The 21,765-nt window shown below is 76.6% G+C and carries 17 protein-coding genes and 1 riboswitch; of the genes, 16 read left to right on the top strand and 1 reads right to left on the bottom strand.

Features of this window, described 5'->3' with window-relative positions; translation table 11 throughout:
* Positions 1-37: 37 nt before the first annotated feature.
* Positions 38-847 carry an LPXTG cell wall anchor domain-containing protein gene (locus GY42_RS19380; RefSeq protein ID WP_046529179.1) on the bottom strand — a complete coding sequence of 270 codons (810 nt, stop codon included), beginning with the start codon at positions 845-847 and terminating at the stop codon, positions 38-40.
* A 308-nt stretch (positions 848-1,155) separates the two neighbouring features.
* On the opposite strand from GY42_RS19380, the gene purL reads away from it, so the two are divergent.
* From purL to GY42_RS09605, 16 genes are all read left to right on the top strand, one after another.
* The gene (purL, locus tag GY42_RS09680; protein ID WP_046529178.1) at positions 1,156-3,549 is read left to right on the top strand and encodes a phosphoribosylformylglycinamidine synthase subunit PurL; all 2,394 of its coding nucleotides are present in this window, start codon (positions 1,156-1,158) and stop codon (positions 3,547-3,549) included.
* 186 nt (positions 3,550-3,735) lie between these two features.
* Positions 3,736-3,841, top strand: a riboswitch (SAM riboswitch).
* 439 nt (positions 3,842-4,280) lie between these two features.
* Complete coding sequence (locus tag GY42_RS09675) at positions 4,281-5,423, top strand: LLM class flavin-dependent oxidoreductase (protein WP_046529177.1); 1,143 nt, start codon at positions 4,281-4,283, stop codon at positions 5,421-5,423.
* A 12-nt stretch (positions 5,424-5,435) separates the two neighbouring features.
* On the top strand, positions 5,436-6,842 hold the full coding sequence (locus GY42_RS09670) for an NtaA/DmoA family FMN-dependent monooxygenase (protein ID WP_046529176.1): 1,407 nt from the start codon (positions 5,436-5,438) through the stop codon (positions 6,840-6,842).
* 32 nt (positions 6,843-6,874) lie between these two features.
* Positions 6,875-8,536, top strand: a complete 1,662-nt coding sequence (locus GY42_RS09665; protein WP_046529175.1) for an ABC transporter substrate-binding protein — start codon at positions 6,875-6,877, stop codon at positions 8,534-8,536.
* Positions 8,533-9,480, top strand: coding sequence for an ABC transporter permease (locus tag GY42_RS09660; RefSeq protein ID WP_046529174.1), 948 nt, complete (start codon positions 8,533-8,535; stop codon positions 9,478-9,480). The genes GY42_RS09665 and GY42_RS09660 overlap by 4 nt, the downstream gene beginning before the upstream one ends.
* Positions 9,477-10,400 (top strand): ABC transporter permease, encoded by a 924-nt coding sequence (locus tag GY42_RS09655; RefSeq protein WP_046529173.1) that lies wholly within the window; start codon positions 9,477-9,479, stop codon positions 10,398-10,400. The genes GY42_RS09660 and GY42_RS09655 overlap by 4 nt, the downstream gene beginning before the upstream one ends.
* The gene (locus GY42_RS09650) at positions 10,397-12,172 is read left to right on the top strand and encodes a dipeptide ABC transporter ATP-binding protein (protein ID WP_046529172.1); all 1,776 of its coding nucleotides are present in this window, start codon (positions 10,397-10,399) and stop codon (positions 12,170-12,172) included. The genes GY42_RS09655 and GY42_RS09650 overlap by 4 nt, the downstream gene beginning before the upstream one ends.
* Positions 12,169-13,014, top strand: coding sequence for a DUF1684 domain-containing protein (locus GY42_RS09645; RefSeq protein WP_082131452.1), 846 nt, complete (start codon positions 12,169-12,171; stop codon positions 13,012-13,014). The genes GY42_RS09650 and GY42_RS09645 overlap by 4 nt, the downstream gene beginning before the upstream one ends.
* A complete protein-coding gene (locus tag GY42_RS09640; protein ID WP_201775259.1) occupies positions 13,011-13,607 on the top strand; it encodes a GNAT family N-acetyltransferase in 597 nt (198 codons plus the stop codon). The genes GY42_RS09645 and GY42_RS09640 overlap by 4 nt, the downstream gene beginning before the upstream one ends.
* On the top strand, positions 13,604-14,737 hold the full coding sequence (locus GY42_RS09635) for an amino acid ABC transporter permease (RefSeq protein WP_052748289.1): 1,134 nt from the start codon (positions 13,604-13,606) through the stop codon (positions 14,735-14,737). The genes GY42_RS09640 and GY42_RS09635 overlap by 4 nt, the downstream gene beginning before the upstream one ends.
* Positions 14,734-15,537 (top strand): amino acid ABC transporter ATP-binding protein, encoded by an 804-nt coding sequence (locus GY42_RS09630; RefSeq protein ID WP_046529171.1) that lies wholly within the window; start codon positions 14,734-14,736, stop codon positions 15,535-15,537. Before GY42_RS09635 ends, GY42_RS09630 begins: the two co-directional genes overlap by 4 nt.
* Before the next feature lie 91 nt (positions 15,538-15,628).
* Positions 15,629-16,639 (top strand): ABC transporter substrate-binding protein, encoded by a 1,011-nt coding sequence (locus GY42_RS09625; RefSeq protein ID WP_046529170.1) that lies wholly within the window; start codon positions 15,629-15,631, stop codon positions 16,637-16,639.
* 72 nt (positions 16,640-16,711) lie between these two features.
* Positions 16,712-17,944: an FAD-dependent oxidoreductase gene (locus GY42_RS09620; RefSeq protein WP_046529169.1), complete on the top strand. Its 1,233-nt coding sequence runs from the start codon at positions 16,712-16,714 to the stop codon at positions 17,942-17,944.
* Positions 17,945-17,951: 7 nt separating this feature from the next.
* Entirely contained in the window at positions 17,952-19,163 is a 1,212-nt protein-coding gene (locus GY42_RS09615) for an LLM class flavin-dependent oxidoreductase (RefSeq protein ID WP_046529168.1), read from the top strand.
* Positions 19,164-19,302: 139 nt separating this feature from the next.
* On the top strand, positions 19,303-20,415 hold the full coding sequence (locus tag GY42_RS09610) for an LLM class flavin-dependent oxidoreductase (RefSeq protein WP_046529167.1): 1,113 nt from the start codon (positions 19,303-19,305) through the stop codon (positions 20,413-20,415).
* Positions 20,416-20,514: 99 nt separating this feature from the next.
* The gene (locus tag GY42_RS09605; protein ID WP_046529166.1) at positions 20,515-21,690 is read left to right on the top strand and encodes an LLM class flavin-dependent oxidoreductase; all 1,176 of its coding nucleotides are present in this window, start codon (positions 20,515-20,517) and stop codon (positions 21,688-21,690) included.
* Positions 21,691-21,765: the final 75 nt, after the last annotated feature.

Genomic DNA, 21,765 nt, shown 5'->3' with positions numbered 1-21,765 from the left:
CTCACCCGGCCGCGGCCGCCGCACGTCGGCGGCCACGTCAGGCCCCGGCGGCGCGACGGCGCCGCCACGTCACGAGCCCGGCGCCGAGCCCGAGCGCGAGCGCGCCCGCGGCGAGCAGCACACCCGTGCGCGCACCGGTCGCCGCGAGCACCTCGGAGCGCTCCTGCGCCGAGGCGCGCACCTGCGCGCGGGCCGCCGGCGTCGCGTCGTCGGAGGCCGCGAGGACCTCGGAGCGCTCGGTGGGCGACGGCGCCGGGCTCGGGGCACCGACGGGCTCGTTCCCGACCTCGGCGGCGGGAGAGGGCCCCGGGACCTCGCCCGCGGGTGCCGGCGTCGGGGCCGCGGGGGGTGCCGGGGTCGTGGGCGGCGTGACCTCCGGTGCGGGCGGCGCCGCCGGCGGCGCGGGCGGCGGGGTCACGGGCGGCGCGACGGGCGGCACCACCGGGGGCGGCGTGGCCGCCGTGCGGCACACCGGCGCCTGGCCGCCCTCGCCGTGGTGCTCGTCGTACCCGGCGACCTGCACCCACGTCACGCACGCGTCGGCGGGCAGACCCGCGCGGTCCCACGTGAGCGTCGACGTGCCCGCGAGGTCGGCGTAGGGCGTGCCCGGACCCTCGACGTGCACGTTGCGCGACGCGCGACCGGCGGCCGTGGTGTAGACGACGTTGACGTGCCCGTGGACCTCGAAGACGTCGCCCGCGGGCAGCTCGAGGCCGGTCGGCGTGACGCGGTACGGCGTCGGGGAGTCGGAGCCCGCGCTCGCGGACGTCGCGGCCCCGACGAGCGTGAGCGCGGCGGCCGCGGCGGCGGCGGGGGCGGTGAGCAGGGCGGTGCGACGGCGCGACATCGGGTCCTCGTGTCCGGGGGAGGTGCCGCCCGTGGTGCGTTCGGGTGACGCACGGGGCGGCGGGCACGCGCAGGCTATCGGGCAGAACGGACGAAAAGTATGAGAACCGTGTGAGAAGTGGACGTACGTCGCACGGGCGGAGCAACGGGACGTCTCGCCGACGCCTGCTCCCCGGCGTGCGTCGGCCGTGGACGCGCCGCCGTCGCGCCCTCGCGCGCCGGTACCCTGGGGCCGTCTGCCGACCTTGCGGCGCGGGTACCTGCGCGGGCGAGCGCCCCCCACGGACCCGGCCCCCACCGAGGGAACCGATGACCACCGCACCTGCGCGCCCCGACGTCCCCCAGCACACGTCCGACACCGTCGAGCACGCCGCCGCGACGCCCGACCTCGAGCAGCCGTTCGCCGAGCTCGGCCTCAAGCCCGACGAGTACCAGCGGATCCGCGACATCCTGGGCCGGCGCCCCACCGCGGCCGAGCTCGCGATGTACTCCGTCATGTGGTCGGAGCACTGCTCCTACAAGTCGTCGAAGACGCACCTGCGGCAGTTCGGCGACAAGACGACCCCGGCGATGCGCGAGCACCTGCTCGTCGGCATCGGCGAGAACGCCGGCGTGGTGGACATCGGCGACGGCTGGGCCGTGACGTTCAAGGTCGAGTCGCACAACCACCCGTCGTACGTCGAGCCGTACCAGGGCGCCGCGACGGGTGTCGGCGGGATCGTGCGCGACATCATCTCGATGGGTGCGCGGCCCGTGGCGGTCATGGACCAGCTGCGGTTCGGCGCACCCGAGCACCCCGACACCGCGCGCGTCGTGCACGGCGTCGTGTCGGGCGTCGGCGGGTACGGCAACAGCCTGGGCCTGCCGAACATCGGCGGCGAGCTCGTGTTCGACGCCTGCTACCAGGGCAACCCGCTGGTCAACGCGCTGTGCCTGGGCGTGCTCCGGCACGAGGACATCCACCTGGCCAACGCCTCGGGCGTCGGCAACAAGGTCGTGCTGTTCGGCGCGCGCACGGGCGGCGACGGCATCGGCGGCGCGTCGATCCTCGCGTCCGAGACGTTCGACGACGAGAAGCCGTCGAAGCGCCCGTCGGTGCAGGTCGGCGACCCGTTCATGGAGAAGGTGCTCATCGAGTGCTGCCTCGAGCTGTACGCCGCGCGCGTCGTCGAGGGCATCCAGGACCTGGGGGCCGCGGGCATCTCGTGCGCGACGAGCGAGCTCGCGTCCAACGGTGACGGCGGCATGCACGTCGACCTCGAGAACGTGCTGCTGCGTGACCCCACCCTGACGGCCGGCGAGATCCTCATGTCGGAGTCGCAGGAGCGCATGATGGCGGTCGTCAGCCCCGAGAAGCTCGACGAGTTCCTCGCGATCACCGCGCGCTGGGACGTCGAGACGGCCGTGATCGGCGAGGTCACGGGCACCGGGCGCCTGACCATCGACCACCACGGCGACCGCATCGTCGACGTCGACCCGAAGACCGTCGCGCACGAGGGGCCGGTCTACGACCGCCCGTACGCGCGCCCCGCGTGGCAGGACGGGCTCGTCGCCGACTCGGTGAGCACGCCCGAGGGCGCGCGGCGGTACGCGCGCCCGGAGTCCGCCGACGAGCTGCGCGCGACGCTGCTGCGGCTGCTCGCGTCGCCGAACCTCGCGTCGCCCGCGTGGGTCACCGACCAGTACGACCGGTTCGTGCAGGGCAACACCGCGCTCGCGCAGCCCGACGACTCGGGCGTCGTGCGCGTCGACGAGACGACGGGCCTGGGCGTCGCGCTCGCGACCGACGCGAACGGGCGCTATGCCAAGCTCGACCCGTACACGGGCGCGCAGCTCGCGCTCGCCGAGGCGTACCGCAACGTCGCGACGGTCGGCGCGCGGCCCATGGCCGTCACCGACTGCCTCAACTTCGGCAGCCCCGAGCACCCCGACTCGATGTGGCAGCTCGTCGAGGCGATCCGCGGCCTGGCCGACGCGTGCCAGACGCTCGAGGTGCCGGTGACCGGCGGCAACGTGTCGCTGTACAACGGCACGGGCGAGCCCGGGCAGATCGACTCGTCGATCCACCCGACGCCCGTGGTCGGCGTGCTGGGCGTGCTCGACGACGTCGCGGACGCCGTGCCCTCGGGGTGGACGCAGCCGGGCCAGGCCGTCTACCTGCTGGGCACGACGCGCGCCGAGCTCGACGGGTCGGCGTGGGCCGACGTCGTGCACGGGCACCTGGGCGGCGTGCCGCCGCGCGTCGACCTCGACGCCGAGCGCCGCCTCGCGCAGGTGCTCGTCGCCGCGGCGCGCGACGACCTGGTCGACGCGGCGCACGACCTGTCGGAGGGCGGGCTCGCGCTCGCGCTCGTCGAGTCGAGCCTGCGCTACGGCGTGGGCGTGCAGGTCGACCTCGACGCGTTGTGCGCGCGCGACGGCGTGACGCCGTTCGAGGCGCTGTTCTCCGAGTCGCAGGCGCGCGTGCTCGTCGCCGTGCCGCGCTCGGAGGAGGTGCGCCTGCAGGACCTGTGCACCGCGCGCGGCGTGCTCGCGCTGCGGCTGGGGGAGACGGCCGAGGCGTGCTCGCCGGGGGCCGGGACGCCCGTCGACGACGCGGACCACGCGCACGCGGCCGCCGTCGAGGTGCGGGGGCTGTTCACGCTGCCGCTCGCGGAGGCCCGTGCCGAGTGGGAGGCGACGCTGCCGCGCCTGTTCGGCTGACGGCGCCTGCTCGACCCCGACGCCCGCCCTCGCGCCCCGTGCGCGGCGGCGGGCGTCGTCGTGCCCGGAGGGGTGTCGGGCCTGCGTGCGTCCCGGATCGTGGACGCGGTGTCCGCGGGCGTTGACACGGCCCGTGGGCGGGCATAAATTTCCGATCAATCAAGTCGGCTTTATGTCGACGACACAGGTCACGAGCTCCGACGCGAAGCCCCGGCTGGTCGGACGGCAACCCACCCGCGCGGCGGGGTGCCCCGGGTGAGGACCAGGCGCACGCCGTGCGCAACGACCGCGAGGGACGGACCGACATGGAGCGACAGGTGAGCAGGCAGACGGCCGCGCGGCGCGAGCACGCGACCTGTCCGGCGCCGTGCCGGGCCCTGCGCGACTGTCGCTGACCCGACCTCCCGCGGCGCCGTCGTGCCGCCGCCCGCGTCGTCGGCGACGAGCCCGTCGTGCTCGACACCGGCACCGCTGACCCCGTCGCGACGCGCACGCCGCGCTCGACGCCGGCACCGCTGACCCGGTGGCGACCCCGCCGGGGCGGTGACCGCACCCGCGGCGCCCGCCGTGGACGTGAGCCGTCGTGCCCTCGGCGGACCGGCCGCGTCCCCCATCACGCGGACGCCGCGGCGTCGCCTCGCCGCACCTCGGAACCCCCACCTCCCCACCCCGGGGACCCGCACGCCCCGTCGACCGACGCGGGCGCGGTCCCGCGCACCCCTGGAGCATCCGTGCCCGACACCCGCCCGTCCCTGCACCTCGGCGTCGACCTCACCGACGCCGGCGCCCACCCCGCCGCGTGGCGCACCGTCCCGGCCGCCGCGCACGGCTGGTTCGACCCCCGCCGCACCGCCGAGCTGCTGGCGACCGCGCAGCGCGGCCTGCTCGACCTCGCGGTCCTCGACGACGACCACGTGCTGCAGGAGGCACCCGCCGGTGGCCTGCAGGGCCGGCTCGACGCGGTGCTGCTCGCGGCGCACCTCGCACCGCGCAGCGCCGGCATCGGCCTGGTCGCGCGCACCGACACGACGCACACCGAGCCGTTCCACGTCTCCAAGGCGATCGCCACGGTCGACCACGTCAGCCGCGGGCGCGCGGGGTGGCAGGTCGGCTGGTCCACGGGCCCCGCGCAGGCCGCGGCGTTCGGGCGCAAGGACCCGCAGGACCACGACGACGCGGTCGACGAGGCCGCCGAGGTCGCGCACGTCGTCGGGCTGCTGTGGGACTCGTGGGAGGACGACGCCGTGATCCGTGACGTCGCGACCGGCCGCTACGTCGACCGCGACAAGCTGCACCGGGTCGACCACGCGGGCCCGCGGTTCTCGGTCGCCGGGCCGTCGATCACGCCCCGTCCGCCGCAGGGTCGCCCGCCGGTCGTCGTGCCGGTCACGTCCGACGCGACGCTCGCGCTCGCGGCGCGCCACGCCGACGTCGTGCGGCTGCGCGCGACCGACGTGAGCGCGGCCCGCGCGCAGCGCGACCGCCTGCACGAGCAGGCCGTCGCGGCGGGGCGGGACCCGCGCGACCTGCGCGTGCTCGTCGACACCTCCCTGCTGCTGGCCGACGACCGGTCGTCGGCGGCGGCCCGGCTCGCGGTCCTCGACGACCTGGCGGGCGAGCCGTGGCGCCCGGCGTCGCTCACGCACGTCGGCACGCCGGCGGACCTCGCGGCCGTGCTCGACGCGTGGCGCGAGGTGGTCGACGGGTTCCACCTGCTGCCGGCGGTGCTGCCCACGGACCTCGACGCGGTGGTCGACGGGCTGGTGCCGCTGCTGCAGGACGCGGGTCTGTTCCGCACCTCCTACCCGGGCACGACGCTGCGCGACACCCTCGGGCTCGCGCGCCCCGCCAACGTCCTCGCCGCGACGGCCTGAGAGGGGTCCGCCATGACCACGCGTCCGCGCAAGCAGGTCCGGCTCGGGGTGCACTTCCCGGGCGTCAACAGCACGACGGTCTGGAGCGACCCCACGGCGGGCAGCCAGGTCGACTTCTCGTCGTTCGAGCACCTCGCCACGCGCGCCGAGGCCGCGCACCTGGACTTCTTCTTCCTCGCCGAGGGCCTGCGGCTGCGCGAGCACAAGGGCCGCATCCACGACCTCGACGTCGTCGGGCGACCCGACACGCTGCCCGTGCTCGCGGCCCTCGCCGCGGTGACCGACCGCCTCGGCCTGGCGGGCACCATCAGCACGACCTTCAACGAGCCGTGGGAGGTCGCGCGGCAGTTCGCGACGCTCGACGTGCTGTCGCGCGGACGCGCCGCGTGGAACCTCGTGACCAGCCCCGACGCGTTCACGGGCGCGAACTTCCGTCGCGGCGGGTACCTGCCGTACCCGCTGCGCTACGAGCGGGCCCGCGAGGTCGTCGACGCGGCGCGCGCGCTGTGGGACTCGTGGGACGACGACGCGGTGCTCGCCGACCCCGCCGCGGGCAGGTTCCTGCGCGACGGGGCCGTGCGCCCCGTCGCGCACCACGGCCCGCACGCGGACGTCGTCGGCACGTTCCCCGCACCGCGCGGCCCGCAGGGCCACCCCGTGCTGTTCCAGGCCGGCGACTCCGCCGACGGACGCGACTTCGCGGCCGCCACGGCGGACGTCGTGTTCTCCATGCACTCGACGTTCGACGCCGGGCAGGCGTTCTACACCGACGTGAAGTCGCGGCTCGCCGCGCACGGACGCACGCCCGACGAGCTGCTGATCCTCCCGGCGGTCACCGCCGTGATCGGCGACACCGAGGCCGAGGCGCACGAACGCGCCCGGCACGTCCGCCGCCAGCAGGTGTCCGGTCCCACCGCGATCGCGTTCCTCGAGCAGGTGTGGGGGCGCGACCTCGAGGCGTACGACCCCGACGGCCCGCTGCCCGACGTCGACCCCGACGTCGAGAACGCGTCGATCACGCGCGGTCGCGTGCGGCACGCGAAGGACCCGCTCGCGGTCGCCCGGCAGTGGCGCGAGCAGGCCGAGGCGAACCGCTGGTCGATCCGCGACCTCGTCATCCACGCGACGACGCGCGGCGGGTTCGTCGGCACGGCGCAGCAGGTGGCCGACGACATCGACCGCCACGTCCAGCAGGACGCGTCCGACGGTTTCATCCTCGTGCCGCACCTCACGCCGCACGGCCTCGACGACGTGCTCGACCGGGTCGTCCCGCTGCTCGTCGAGCGCGGCTCGTTCCGCGCCGGGTACACGGGCGAGACGCTGCGCGACCACCTCGGGCTGCCGCGCCCCGCGCGCCGCGACCACGCCGCGCACGCCGCCGCGTCGACCCCCCGCCCGCTCGCCGCCGTCGGCCGCTGAGCCCCGCCACCCCTGTCCCCCGGAAGGACGTCATGACCACCGCACCGCACGCCCCCGCACGGCGCCCCCGCGCACGCCTCCGGGCGGTCGCCGCGCTCGTCCCGGCCCTGCTGCTCGCCGCGTGCTCGACGGCCGCGGCCCCCGCCGTCGGCCCGTCGGACGCGGCTGCGGCGAGCGCCGACCCCGTGCCCGGCGGCACGCTGCGCTTCGCGCTCGGCGCGTCGCCCAGCGGCGTCGACCCCCAGCAGGTCGGCTCGAACGTCAGCATCTACGTGGCCCGCCAGCTCGCCGACTCGCTCACCGACCAGGACCCCGAGACCGGCGAGATCGTGCCGTGGCTCGCGACGAGCTGGGACGTGGGCGACGACCTCACGCGGTTCACGTTCCACCTGCGCGACGGCGTCACGTTCTCCGACGGCACGCCCCTGACGGCGGCGACCGTGAAGGCGAACCTCGACGTGCTGGCCCGCGGGCTCGGCGCCGGGTCGGCGCTCGCGACGAGCTACCTCACCGGGTACGTCGAGACGCGCGTCGACGACGAGCGCACCGCGACGGTCGTCTTCGAGGCGCCCAACGCGCAGTTCCTGCAGGCCACGTCGACGGTGTCGCTCGCGATCCTCTCCGACGCGACCACGCAGGCCGCGCCCGAGGAGAGGCTGCAGGGTGACGTCGTCGGGTCCGGCCCGTTCGTGCTCGAGAGCTACACGCAGGACCAGGGCGCCGTGCTCACGCGACGCGACGGGTACGCGTGGGCGTCGGGCGTCTCCGACCACGCCGGCGAGGCGTACCTCGACCGGATCGAGTTCACGGTCGTCCCCGAGTCCGGCGTGCGCGCCGGCGGGCTCGCGTCCGACCAGTTCGACGCGATCGGCGACGTGCTGCCGCAGGACGTCGCGCAGGTCGAGGCGACCGACGGCGCCGTGCTCACGCGCACCAACCCCGGCGTCGTGTTCGTGCTGCAGCCCAACGTCACGGCCGCGCCGCTCGACGACCCCGACGTGCGCCGCGCGGTCAACCTCGCGATCGACCGGCAGCAGATCGTCGACACCGTGCTGTCCGACGCGTTCCGGCCCGCCACGAGCGTGCTCGCGTCGACCACGCCCGGGTACGTCGACCTGTCGGACGAGCTCGCTCCCGACGCCGCCGCCGCGTCCGACCTGCTCGACGACGCCGGCTGGGAGCCGGGCGACGACGGCATCCGGCAGAAGGACGGGCAGCGGCTCACGTTCGACGTCGTCTACGCGCCCCTGTTCACCGGCTCGCAGGCCGTGCTCGAGCTCGTGCAGCAGCAGCTGCGCGCCGCGGGCGTCGACCTGCAGATCCGCCAGCAGACCCCCGCCGAGCAGCAGCAGTCGCTGACGGCGGGCACGTTCGGCACGTACTACTACAACGTCACGCGCGCCGACGGCGACATCCTGCGCACGCAGTTCTCGTCGACGCTGCGCAACATCAACCAGCGCCCGGCCGACGACGTGCTCGACCCGCTGCTCGACGCGCAGCTCGCCGCCGCCGACCCCGCCGCGCGTGCCGACCTCGTCGCGCAGGCGCAGCGCGAGGTGCTCGACCAGGGGCTCGCGATCCCGCTGTTCGAGCTCGCGCAGTCCATCGGCGTGGCCGGCGGCGTGCACGGCGTGGCGTTCGACGCGTCCTCGCGGCTGCTGTTCCACGACGCGTGGATCGAGCCGACGCCGTGACCCGGTACGTCCTGCACCGCGTCGTCGGCGCCGCGGCCGTGCTGCTCGCCGCGTTCACCGCGGCCTTCGCGGTCCTCTACCTGCTGCCGAGCGACCCGGTGAGCATCATGCTCGACCAGAGCTCGACCGGCGGGTACGTCGACCCCGCGCAGGTCGACGCGCTGCGGGCCAGGTACGGGCTCGACCAGGGCCCGCTCCAGCAGTACCTCGGCGCGCTGGGGCGCACCCTGCGCGGCGACCTCGGCACGTCCGTCGCGTCGGGCGCACCCGTGGTCGGCCTGATCGCGGCCGCGCTGCCCGAGACCGCGCGGCTGGCCGCCCTGGCCCTGGGCCTCGCGGTGGTCGGCGGCGGTGCGCTCGCGACCGCCGCGACGTGGACGCGCTCGACGCGCCTGCGCGGGTTCCTGCTCGCGCTGCCGCCGCTCGGCGTCGCGGTCCCGACGTTCTGGGTCGGGCTCGTGCTGCTGCAGGTGCTGTCGTTCCGGTACCCGCTGTTCCCGGCCGTCGGCAACCGGGGCGTCGCGAGCCTCGTGCTCCCGGCCGTCACGCTCGCGATCCCGCTCGGCGCGACCGTCGCGCAGGTCCTCGCGCACGGCATGGGCGCCGCGTGGCGCGCGCCGTACGTCGAGACCGCGCTCGCCAAGGGCGCGACCCGCACGCGCGTGCAGCTGCACCACGTCACGCGCAACGCCGTGCTGCCCGCGCTCACGCTGCTCGGCGTGCTGGTCGGCAACGTGCTCGCGGGGTCCGTGGTCGTCGAGACCGTGTTCTCGCGGCAGGGGTTCGGGCGGCTCGTGCAGTCGGCCGTCACGACGCAGGACATCCCCGTCGTGCTGGGTCTCGTCGTCGTGGCCGCCGCGGTGTTCGTCGTCGTCAACCTGCTGGTCGACCTCGCGTACCCCCTGCTGGACCCGCGACTGACCCGGGGGAGGGCTGCCGCATGACGCTCATCGGCACCGCTCGGCCGGACCGCACCGCCGTGCCCGTGCGCGGCGCCGCCGCCGCGACCACCCGCGCCGCCCGCGTGCGGCACGCGCTGCCCGCGCGCCTGCGGCACCACCCGCTGACCCGGCCCGGCGCGCTGCTCGCGCTCGCGGTCGTCGTCGTGGTGCTCGCGTGGGCGCTCGTGCCCGGCGCGTTCACGTCCCACGACCCGGTCACCGGCGTCCCGGCCGACGCGCTCGCACCACCCGGCGCCGCGCACTGGTTCGGCACCGACCACCTCGGCCGCGACCTGTACGCCCGCACCGTGCACGGCACGGCGCTGTCGGTGCGCGCCGCGCTCGTCGCGGTCGCGGTCGCCGCCGTGGCCGGGTCCGCGATCGGGGTGGTCGCCGGGTTCGTCGGCGGGCGCGTCGACGACGTGCTCATGCGCGGCACCGACGTCCTGCTCGCCGTCCCGAACCTGCTGCTGTCCCTCGCGGTCGTCACGGTGCTGGGGTTCGGCACGCTCGAGGTCGCGCTCGCCGTGGGCGTCGCCTCGGTCGCGACGTTCGCGCGGCTCATGCGCGGCGAGGTGCTGCGCGTGCGACGCGCGACGTACGTCGAGGCCGCGCACCTCGCCGGCGCGGGGCGAGCGTCGGTCGTCGTGCGGCACGTGCTGCCCAACGCGGCCGGCCCCGTGCTCGCGCTCACGACCGTCGAGCTGGGCGGCGTCGTGCTCGCCGTGTCGGCGCTCAGCTTCCTCGGCTACGGCGCGACGCCCCCCACGCCCGAGTGGGGCTCGCTCGTCGCCGAGGGGCGCAACTACCTCGCGTCGGCGTGGTGGTATTCGACGCTGCCCGGCGCCGTGATCGCGGTGGTCGTGCTCGCCGTCGGGCGCCTCGGGCGCGCGGTCGGACGACCCGGGAGGACCGCCCGATGACCGCCGACGTCCTGACGGCCCGCACCGCCGGCCACCCGTCCCGGCCCGGGGGAGACGCTCGGCCCGTGCTGGCCGTGCGCGACCTGCACGTCACCTACCGCGGCACCGACGGCGACGTGCCGGCCGTGCGCGGCGTCGACCTCGACGTCCACGCGGGCGAGGTCGTGGCGCTGGTCGGCGAGTCCGGCTCGGGCAAGTCCAGCACCGCGCACGCCGTGGTCGGCCTGCTGCCCGCGAACGGCGCCGTCACCGGCGGTGCGCTCACGCTCGGCGACGACCCGCGCACGGCCCTCGACCTCGCGACGCTGCCCGAGCGCGCGTGGTCGCGCGTGCGCGGCGCGCGCCTCGGGCTCGTGCCCCAGGACCCGGGCGTCGCGCTCAACCCCGTGCAGCGCGTGGGCGACCAGGTCGCCGAGGTGCTGCGCATCCACCACCGCACGACGCGCCGCGCGGCGCACGCCCGCGCGGTCGAGATCCTCGACGCCGTCGGCCTCGACGCGCCCGCCGCCCGGGCCCGGCAGTACCCGCACCAGCTGTCGGGCGGCATGCGGCAGCGCGTGCTCATCGGCATCGCGCTCGCGTGCGAGCCCGAGCTGCTGGTCGCCGACGAGCCGACCAGCGCGCTCGACGTCACGGTGCAGCGGCGCGTGCTCGACCTGCTCGCCGACCTCACGGCACGCACCGGCACCGCGGTGCTCCTCATCACGCACGACCTGGCCGTCGCCGCCGACCGGGCCGACCGCGTCGTCGTCATGAAGGACGGGCGCGTGGTCGAGCACGGGGCGACCGCGCAGGTGCTGCGCACCCCGCGCCACGCGTACACGCGGGAGCTCGTCGCGGCGGCGCCGGGGCTCGCGCTCCGGGGCCCGGGCGGCGCGGCGACGGCGGGCGGTGCCGCCGCGCCCCCGGCCGTGGGCCCTGCCGCGAGGACGGCGCCGCGCGCGACCCCACGGGTGGACGTCGCGGCGAGCGGGGCGCGCGCGCTCGTGGAGGTCGACGGGCTCACCCGCACGTTCCGCCTCGGCCCGCGGCGGTCGGGCGACGTGCTGCGGGCGGTGGACGGCGTGACCTTCGCGGTGCCGCGCGGCTCGGCGTTCGCGCTCGTGGGGGAGTCGGGGTCCGGCAAGTCGACGACGGCGCGGCTCGTGCTCGGCCTCGACCGGCCCGACGCGGGGGCGGTCCGGTTCGACGGCGTCACCGTCGCCGCGGCCCGCGGCGTCGCCCTGCGCGACCTGCGCCGCCGCACCCAGCTGGTCCACCAGGACCCGTCGACCGCGCTCGACCCGCGCTTCACGGTCGCACGCGCCGTCGACGAGCCGCTGCGCGCGCACCGGGTCGGCACGCCCGCCGAGCGGCGCGAGCGCGTCGCCGACCTGCTGGCCCAGGTGCACCTGTCGCCCGACCTCGCGCGTCGCCGACCCGCCGAGCTCTCGGGCGGGCAGCGCCAGCGCGTCGCGATCGCGCGCGCCCTCGCGCTCGACCCCGAGCTGCTGGTGCTCGACGAGCCGACCAGCGCGCTCGACGTGTCCGTGCAGGCCCGTGTGCTCGACCTGCTCGCGGACCTGCGCGAGCGCCGCGGCCTGACCTACCTGTTCGTCTCGCACGACCTCGCCGTCGTCCGCCGCGTCGCCGAGCACGTCGGCGTCATGCGGGCCGGCCGCCTGGTCGAGACGGGGCGCACCGCGGACGTCCTCGACGACCCGCGCGACCCCTACACCGCCGAGCTCGTCGGCGCGATCCCCGGCACGCACGCACGAGAGGACCAGCCATGACCCTGCAGGACACCGCCACCCGACCGGCCGCCGACACCCCGACCGACGCCCCGTCCGCGTCGGACCGGGCCGCGACCGCCGCCGCGCACGCCGCGTGGCGCGCCGCGCGCGAGGACGAGCTGCGCGCACCGCACGGCTGGCTCTCGCCCGTCGCGTACCTCGCCGTCCCGCACGCCCCGACCGTGCTGGGCGACGTGCCCGGCCGCTGGTGGGTCGACGCCGACCAGGTGCACCACGCGGTCGGTGCCGACGTCACGACGCACGCGGTCGCCGAGGGCGGCTCGCAGGTCGTGACGACCTACCTGCCCGCCGGGCGCGCCTCGGCGGGCGACGCCGATCCCTCCGAGGTCGCGGTCGAGCTCGTGCGGCGCACGGGCCGGTACGCGCTGCGGCTGCGCGACCCCCAGGCGCCCACGAGGGTGGCCTTCACGGGTGTCCCCGCGTCCCCGCACGACGCGTCGTGGGTGCTCGACGTGCCCGTCCGGTGGTACGCCGAGCCGCGCGAGGTCGTCGTGGGAGCGGCTCGGCCCGGTCTCGTGCACCGCGTGCAGGTCGTGGGCGAGGTCGACGTCGCGCGGGACGGGCGGCGCGCGACCCTCGCGCTGACCGGCGCGCCCGGCGGCGCGGTGACGCTGCTGTTCAGCGACGAGGCCGACGACGTCGCGCCGTGGCGCGTCGTGCAGGCCGGGGTCCCCGGCCCCGGTGCGACGACGCTGCGGCTCGACCTCAACCGCGCCGTCAACCTGCCGTACGCGTTCTCGGAGCACGGCACGTGCCCCGCACCCGTGCCCGGCAACCACCTGCCGTTCGCGGTGACCGCGGGTGAGCGGGTGCCGCGGTGACCACGACCGCGCCCGTGGGGGCCGGCCCCGTGCCCGGCGACGCGCTCGAGGTGCGCAGCGTGCACCTGCACGACCCGCTCGTGCGGCCCCTGATCGACGAGCTCGCGCACGAGTACTGGTCGCGGTACCGGCGCCTGCTGACCGCCGAGCAGCTGCGCGACGAGATGGAGCACTACCCGGCGGAGGAGTTCGCACCCCCGGACGGCGAGCTGCTGCTCCTGCTCGCCGACGGCGCCCCGCTCGCGGGCGGAGCGTTCCGGCGTCGCACCGAGGCCGAGCTGGGGGACGCGGCGCGCCTGGAGCGGGCCGGCACCCGGCGCCGCGACGGGACGCCCGCGGTCCGCACGGCCGAGCTCAAGCGCATCTGGACCCACTCGGCCCACCGCCGCCGCGGGCTCGCGCGCCGCGTGCTCGCCGAGCTCGAGCGGCGCGCCGCGGCCCGCGGCTACCGGCGGCTCTACCTCACGACCGGTCCGCGGCAGCCGGAGGCCGCCGGCCTCTACCTGACCACGGGCTACCGCCCGCTGTTCGACCCGACGGTCGCCCCCGCCGGTCCGCTGCCGTTCGAGAAGTGGCTGGAGGTCACGACGTGAGCACGCACCTCGCGCAGGACGAGTCGCGCCTGCTGGTCCCGCCGCCCGCGCGGCACCCGGCCGACCCGGCGGCCGGCGCCGGACCCGACGCCGGGGCCGCCGACGGACGCAGCGGCCGCGACGACCGGCTCGACGACCTGCGGATCGTCCCGGCACGGCACCCCGGGCGCTGGGTCGCGACGGCCGCGGTCGCGGTCCTGCTCGCGATGGTCGTCAGCTCGCTGGTCACCAACGACCGCTGGGAGTGGGGCGTCGTCGCGCAGTTCCTCACGTGGCCGTCGGTCGTGGAGGGCGCGTGGGCGACCGTGCGGCTCACCGCCGTCGCGGCGGTCGTCGGGTTCGCGCTCGGCACGGTGCTCGCGCTCATGCGGCTGTCGCGCTCGCCGCTGCTGCGGTCGGTGTCCTGGGCGTACACGTGGGTGTTCCGGTCGGTGCCGCTGCTGCTGCAGCTGCTGCTCTGGTACAACCTCGCCTACCTGTACCCGCACCTCAGCCTCGGCGTCCCGTTCGGCCCCGAGTACCTGTGGTTCGACACGCTGTCGGTCGTCGACAAGTTCTGGGCCGCGATCCTCGGGCTCGGGCTCTCGCAGGCCGCGTACTCCGCCGAGATCGTGCGCGCCGGAATCCTGTCGGTCGACCAGGGCCAGCACGAGGCGGCCGCGTCGCTCGGGCTGCCGCGTCGCCGCCAGGTGAGCCGCATCATCCTGCCGCAGGCCATGCGCACGATCGTGCCGACGGCCGTCAACGAGGTCATCGGGCTGCTCAAGGGCACGTCGATCGTCTACGTGCTCGCGTACGGCGAGCTGTTCTACATCGTCAGCGTCATCTACGGCCGCAACGGGCGCGTCGTGCCGCTGCTGCTGGTCGCGTCGCTCTGGTACCTCGTGCTGACCACGCTCATCACGGTCGTGCAGTACTACGTCGAGCGGCACTACGCGAAGGGTGCGCTGCGCACCCTGCCGCCCACGCCGCTGCAGCGCGCGCGGTGGACCGTCCAGGTCGCGGTCGCGCGGCTCACCGGGCGTGACGTGCCACCGGGCGTGCCACCGGCGTACGCCGCGCGGGCGCGCGTCGGGGTGCTGACGCGCACGTCGCGCACGGTCGCGCCGACCGCGGGGGAGCGGGCGTGAGCGCCGCGACGTCCGCGACCGTCGACCGGCTCGCGGACGCGACGGGCCGCGTCGAGCTGCACGACGTGCACAAGGCGTACGGCACGCTCGAGGTGCTGCGCGGCGTGTCGCTCACGCTCGAGCCCGGGTCGGTCACGGTCGTGCTCGGGCCGTCGGGGTCGGGCAAGTCGACGCTGCTGCGCGTCGTCAACCACCTCGAGAAGGTCGACCGCGGGTTCGTCGCGGTCGACGGCGAGCTCGTCGGGTACCGCCGGCGCGGGCGCACGCTGCGCGAGCTCACCGAGCGCGACGTGCTGCGGCAGCGCACGCGCATCGGCTTCGTGTTCCAGTCGTTCAACCTGTTCCCGCACCTCACCGCCGTGGAGAACGTCGTCGAGGCGCCCGTCGCGGCGCAGGGCAGGCCGCGCGCCGAGGTCGAGGCGGAGGCGCGCGAGCTGCTCGCGCGCGTCGGGCTCGCCGACAAGGCCGACGCACGCCCGCGCCAGCTCTCGGGCGGTCAGCAGCAGCGCGTCGCGATCGCCCGGGCGCTCGCGCTGCGGCCGTCGGTGCTGCTGTTCGACGAGCCGACGTCGGCGCTCGACCCCGAGCTCGTCGGGGAGGTGCTCGACGTCATGAAGGACGTCGCGCGCACCGGCACGACGCTGCTCGTCGTCACGCACGAGATCGGGTTCGCGCGCGAGGTCGCCGACACCGTCGTGCTGCTCGACCGCGGCGTCGTCGTCGAGCAGGGCCCGCCCTCCCAGGTGCTCGACGCGCCGCGCCACGAACGCACGCGCGCCTTCCTGCAGAAGGTCCTCTGACCCCGACCCGCCCGCACGTCCCCTCCTGCCACCCGCCGGTCCCGCGGCGCGCCGTACCGCGCGCCGTCCTCCCCACCCCGAGAGGTCTCCCGTGACACCGACCGCCCGCACCTCCCGCGCGCTCGCCGCGCTCGCCCTGCTGCCGCTGCTCGCGCTCACCGCGTGCTCCGGCGTCAGCACGCAGGCGCCCGCCGCCGCGGCGCCCGACGACGCGGGCACCTCGACCGCCGCGGCACCCGCCGGGCTCGCCGTGAGCACGAGCCCCGACCAGGACCGCGTGCGCACCACCGAGTCGCCCGAGGCGATCGCGCTGCTGCCCGCCGCGTGGGCCGCCAAGGACGAGCTCGTCGTCGCGGTCAGCGCCGGTGCCGCACCGCCCCTGGGGTTCCTCGCGGACGACGACAAGACACCCATCGGCAACGAGACCGACATCGCCCAGCTCGTGGCCGACGCGCTCGGCAAGGAGCTGCGCCTCGAGGTCAAGGCGTGGGCCGACTGGCCGCTCGCGCTCGGCTCGGGCGACGTCGACGCCGTCATCTCCAACGTCACCGTGACCGAGGAGCGCAAGGAGACCATCGACTTCTCGACGTACCGCAACGACGAGCTCGGCTGGCTCGTCGCGGCCGACTCCGACGTCGAGCGCATCGCCGAGCCGGCCGACGTCGCGGGCCTCGTCGTGGGCGTCGGGTCGGGCACCAACCAGGAGAAGATCCTGCTCGAGTGGGACCGGCAGAACACCGCCGCCGGGCTCGACCCGGTGCAGGGACCCGAGTACTACGAGCAGTTCTCCGACGTCCTGCTCGCGCTGCAGTCCGGGCGGCTCGACGCCTACGTCGGGCCCAACGCGTCGCTCGCGTACCAGGCGGCGGTCAGCCCGCAGGACTTCAAGGTCGTCGGCACGCTCAACGGCGGCTGGCCCGACACCGCGCAGATCGCCGTCGCGACCCGCAAGGGCGCCGACGCGGCCGGCGCCGTGACCGCCGCGATCAACCACGCGATCGCCGACGGCAGCTACGCGCGGGTCCTCGAGCGCTGGGGCCTGACGTCCGAGGCCGTCGCGGAGTCGCAGACCAACCCGCCCGGGCTGCCGAAGACGTCCTGACGGCGTCCCGCACCCGCTCGCCCACCCACCCACCCACGTACGCGTCGCGCCCGCGACGGGAGAGGAGCACGCATGACCGAGCACGTCGACCACGTCGTCGTCGGCGGCGGCGTCATGGGGTCGGCCGCGGCCTGGCACCTCGCCCGGCGCGGGCGCGACGTCGTCCTGCTGGAGCGGTTCGCGCCCGGGCACGTGCACGGCGCGTCCCACGGCGCGTCGCGCATCTACCGCACCACGTACCCCGAGCCGGTCTACCTCGACCTCGCGCAGGAGGCGCTCCGGTGGTGGCGCGAGCTCGAGGCCGCCGCGGGCGTCGCGCTGCTCGAGATCACCGGTGGCGTGAGCCACGCGCACCCGGGCACAGCGTCGGCCGCGCGCGCCGAGGCCGTGGCCGCCGCGTTCGCCGCGCGCGGGATCGCGCACACGTGGCTCACGCCCGACGCGGCCGGCGAGCGGTGGCCCGGCCTGCGGTTCGAGGGCCGCGTGCTGCACGAGACCGCGACCGCCGGCCGGCTGCACGCCGACCGTGCCGTCACCGCGCTGCAGCGCGCCGCGGCCACGCACGGCGCCGACGTGCGGCACGAGGCGCCCGTGCGGCACCTCGAGCCCGTGCCCGGAGGCGTGCGGGTCGTCACGCGGCACGGCGACCTCGTCGCGCGGCGCGTCGTCGTCACGGTCGGGGCGTGGAGCGCGGGGCTCGTCGGGCCGCTGCTCGCCGCGCCGCCGGCCGGCTCGCGCACCGGCCCGCACGTGGGGCCCGAGGACGTCCTGCCGCTCGTCGTCACGCAGGAGCAGCCCGCGCACCTCGCCGCGCGCGACCCCGCGCTGCTCGCCACGTGGCCGAGCTTCACGCACGACCCCGGCCCCGCCGCGGGCTGGCCCAGCGGCGTGTACGGGCTGGTGACGCCGGGCGAGGGCGTCAAGGTCGGGTTCCACGGCGTCGGGCCCGTCACCGACCCCGACCGTCGCACGTACCGGCCCGAACCCGCGCAGCTCGCGGCCCTGCGCGAGTACGTGCGCACGTGGCTGCCGGGGCTCGACCCTGACGACCTCGCGCCCGTGAGCTGCACGTACACGACCACGCCCGACCACGACTTCGTGCTCGACCGGCGCGGACCGCTCGTCGTCGGCGCGGGGTTCTCGGGCCACGGCTTCAAGTTCGCGCCCGCCGTCGGGCGCGTGCTCGCCGACCTGGCCACGGGCGACGCGCCCGGCCCCGCCCCGTTCGCGCTCGCCCGGTTCGCGCGGTCCTGGCCCGTCCCGGCCCGGCCCGCGCGCGCCGCCGTCCCCACCCCGAGAGGCTGACCGACCCATGACCCACCCCCGCGCGGCCCGCGTGCCGCTGTCCGTCCTCGACCTCGCCGTCGTCCCCGAGGGGTCGACCGGCGCCGCTGCGCTGCGCACCGCCGTCGACCGCGCCGTCCTGCTCGACCGGCTCGGCTACCGGCGCGTCTGGTACGCCGAGCACCACCTCGGCGCGGGCGTCGCGTCGGCGGCGCCGGCGGTGCTCGCTGCGGCCGTGGCCGCTCGCACGTCGCGCATCCGCGTGGGCAGCGGGGCGGTGCTGCTGAGCACGACGAGCCCGCTGGTCGCGGCCGAGCAGTTCGGGACGATCGCGGCGCTGCACCCCGGGCGCGTCGACCTCGGGCTGGGGCGCGCGCTCGCGCCGCGCGACGTCGGCGGACGGCGCCCCGACCAGCCCGCACCGGCGCCCGCACCCGCGCGGGACGTCGACGGGCTGCACGTGCCCGCCGCGCCGCCGCTCGACCTCGGCGACTCGGCGCTGCGCGAGCGGCTGCTCGCGCAGCAACGGGTCGTCGGCGCCTCGCGCACGGCCGCGAGCTTCCGCGCCGAGCTCGAGCTGGTGCTCGCGCTGCACGCCGGCACGTACCGCGACGAGGACGGCCGCCCGTACGTCAGCCCGCCCGTGCAGGGCGCCGACTGGCAGCTGTGGGTCCTCGCGTCGAGCGCCGGCGAGAGCGCCCGCGTCGCGGGCGAGCTGGGCCTGCCGCTCACCGCGAACTACCACGTGAGCCCGGCGACGACGCTCGACACGGTGGCCGCGTACCGCGCGGCCTTCCGGCCCGGCGTGCTCGCGGCGCCGTACGTCGCGGTCTCGGCCGACGTGCTCGTGGCCGACACCGACGAGCGCGCCCACGACCTCGCCGCGCCGCACGCCGACTGGGTGCTGTCGATCCGCCGCACCGCGGGCGGCGCCCGCACCTACCCGCGGCACGCGTCCGTCGCCTGGCAGGACCGCCCCGACGACGAGCGCGCGGTGCTGCGCGACCGCGTCGACACGCGGTTCGTCGGCGACCCGACCGCCGTCGTCGCCGGCCTGCAGACGCTGCAGCGCGTCACGGGGGCCGACGAGCTCGTCGTCACGACGTCGACCCACGACCCTGCCGACACCGCGCGCTCGTTCGCGCTGCTCGCGCACGCGTGGGGGCTGCCCGCCGAGGGTGCGCCCGCACCCGCCGCCGCGCCCGAGCGGCACCCCGCCCCGGCCCTCGCCACCCCCTGACCCACCCGCCCGGCCCGCACCCCTGCCACCTCCCCGCGAGAGGGCGATCCAGCCCCACGTGGAGCGAGACCGGATCGCCTTCTCGGCGCGAGAGGTCGATCCAGTTCGACCCGACCCGACCCGACCCCAGGAGAGCACCGTGCCCGTCGAGTTCCTCGGCATCGCCGCCCCGTCCGACGCGTCCGAGACGTCCGCCCGCACGACGTCCGGCCCGCTCGACCTCGCCTACCTCGAGCGCCTCGTGCGCGCGCACGCCGACCACGGCTGGACGCGCGTGCTGTTCGCCTACGGCTCGTCCGGCGCCGACCCGGCCGCGCTCGCGGCGTACGTCGCGGCGCGCGTGCCGGACATCGAGCTGCTGCTCGCGCACCGCCCCAACGTGTCGGCGCCGACGTACGCGGCCAAGACGTTCGCGACGCTCGACCAGGTGTCGGGCGGGCGGCTGTCGGTGCATTTCATCACCGGCGGCAACGACCACGAGCAGCGCCGCGAGGGCGACACCCTCACCAAGGACGAGCGGTACGACCGCACAGGTGAGTACATCCGGGTCGTCAAGCAGGCGTGGGCGAGCGTGACCCCGTTCGACCACCACGGCACGTACTACGACCTCGAGGACTTCGTGCTCGACGTCAAGCCGTTCGGCGGCCGCACGCCGACCATCTCGTTCGGCGGCTCGTCGGACGCGGCCTACCGCGTCGGCGCGGCCGAGGCGGACGTGTTCGCCGTGTGGGGCGAGCCGCGGGCGCGCACGCGCGAGCAGATCGAGCGCGTGCACGCCGAGGCCGCGGCGGCCGGGCGTGCGACGCCGCCGCGCATCCACGCCGCGTTCCGGCCGATCGTCGCGCCGACCGAGGCCCTCGCGTGGGAGAAGGCCCACCGCGTGCTCGACCGCATCGAGGCGCGCAAGGCCGCGCTCGGCGGCACGCTCAGCCGCCGGCACCCGATCGACGCACCCGAGAACGCGGGCTCGCAGCGGCTGCTGCAGATCGCGGCCGAAGGGGACCGGCACGACGAGGTGCTGTGGACGGCGACCGCCCGGGCGACGGGCGGGGCCGGCAACTCCAACGCGCTCGTCGGGACGCCCGAGCAGGTCGCGCAGGCCCTGCTCGCGTACTACGACCTGGGTGTCCGCGTGATCTCCGCCCGCGGGTACGACCTGCTGGACGACGCGGTCGACTTCGGCCGATACGTCATCCCGCTGGTCCGGGAGGGGGTCGCCGAGCGCGACGCCGCCGCGGCCCGCGTCGCCTGACGCCCGCCCCGCCGACGCCCGCCCGACCCTCTGCCCGCCCGACCCGCTGCCCGCCCGACCCGCCGCCCGCACCGCCCGCCGACCGCGAAGGACCCCCTCGTGCGCTTCCAGCTCCTCGACATCGTGTTCAACCCGCCGCACCCGGTGACGGGGGCCGCGGTGCCGCCCGCCGACCGGCTCGCGCGCGTCGTCGAGCACGCCGTGCTGGCCGAGGAGCTGGGCTTCGACTCGTTCGCGGTCGGCGAGCGGCACGCCGGCGACGTGCTGTCGTCGGCGCCCACCGTGATCCTCGGCGCGATCGCCGCGCGCACGTCGCGGATCCTGCTGTCGACGGGCGTCACGGTGCTCTCGCTGCTCGACCCGGTGCGCGCCGCGGAGGACCTCGCGACGGTCGACCAGCTGAGCCGCGGGCGGCTGGAGATCGTCATCGGCAAGGGCAACGAGGTGCTGCAGTACCCGTTGCTGGGCCTCGACCTCGACAAGCAGTACGAGTACCTCGAGGAGAACCACGGCCTGCTGCGCCTGCTGCTCGCGCGGGAGGACGTCACGTGGTCGGGGCGGCACCGCGCGCCGCTGGAGCACGCGACGACGCTCCCGCGGCCGTTCGCGGGGCCGTTCCGCGTCTGGCACGGCTCGGCGACGTCCCGGTTCGCGGTCGAGCTGGCCGCGCGGCACGGCGAGCCGATCGTCAGCGCCAACGCGCTGCAGCCGCGCGAGGCGTACCGCGTGCTCGTCGACCACTACCGCGAGCGGTACGCCGCGCACGGGCACGACCCGGCGCGCGCGTTCGTCGGCGCCGGGTCGGGCGGGCTGTACCTCGCGGACACCGACGCCGAGGCGGTCGCGCAGTACCGCCCGATCTACGAGGGGCAGGTCGCGGCGGCCGCGCGCCGCGGGTACGGCCCCGACGCGGTCGGCAGGGCGCCGGCGTTCGCGACGGTCGAGGACGCGGTCGAGCGCGGCCCGGCGCTCGTCGGCACGCCCGAGCGGGTCGCGGCGAAGATCCTCGACTACCACGTGTCGTTCGGGCACGACCTGCAGTCGGTGTCGGTGAACCACCTGCTCGACCCCGCGCACCAGGAGGACGTCCTGCGTCGGTTCGTCGAGGAGGTCGTGCCGGTGGTCCGCGCCGCGGCCCCGACACGGCTGTGGGGGCCGGACGACGCGGGCCGTGCCGCGGGCTTCACGGCCGGCACGGGCCCGGTGCCCGCCGACGCGGGCTTCGAGCGCCGGTCCGTGGACGGGACCGGGGGGCTCGCCTCGATCGCGCGCTGACCGCCCGCGTCGGGCCGTCCGTCGACCCGCGGCGGCGGGCTCCGCTGCGCCCGGGCGCTCGTGACGTGCGCGACC

Source organism: Cellulomonas sp. FA1 (assembly GCF_000986825.1).
Taxonomy (GTDB): domain Bacteria; phylum Actinomycetota; class Actinomycetes; order Actinomycetales; family Cellulomonadaceae; genus Cellulomonas; species Cellulomonas iranensis.
Note: the sequence above shows the minus strand (reverse complement) of the source record. Positions and strands in the feature narration are given on the sequence as shown.

Coding starts and splice junctions, on each gene's coding strand:
- GY42_RS19380 (WP_046529179.1), bottom strand. CDS start 847: ATGTCGCGCCGTCGCACCGCCCTGCTCACCGCCCCCGCCGCCGCCGCG.
- purL (WP_046529178.1), top strand. CDS start 1,156: ATGACCACCGCACCTGCGCGCCCCGACGTCCCCCAGCACACGTCCGAC.
- GY42_RS09650 (WP_046529172.1), top strand. CDS start 10,397: ATGACCGCCGACGTCCTGACGGCCCGCACCGCCGGCCACCCGTCCCGG.
- GY42_RS09615 (WP_046529168.1), top strand. CDS start 17,952: ATGACCCACCCCCGCGCGGCCCGCGTGCCGCTGTCCGTCCTCGACCTC.
- GY42_RS09645 (WP_082131452.1), top strand. CDS start 12,169: ATGACCCTGCAGGACACCGCCACCCGACCGGCCGCCGACACCCCGACC.
- GY42_RS09665 (WP_046529175.1), top strand. CDS start 6,875: ATGACCACCGCACCGCACGCCCCCGCACGGCGCCCCCGCGCACGCCTC.
- GY42_RS09670 (WP_046529176.1), top strand. CDS start 5,436: ATGACCACGCGTCCGCGCAAGCAGGTCCGGCTCGGGGTGCACTTCCCG.
- GY42_RS09655 (WP_046529173.1), top strand. CDS start 9,477: ATGACGCTCATCGGCACCGCTCGGCCGGACCGCACCGCCGTGCCCGTG.
- GY42_RS09620 (WP_046529169.1), top strand. CDS start 16,712: ATGACCGAGCACGTCGACCACGTCGTCGTCGGCGGCGGCGTCATGGGG.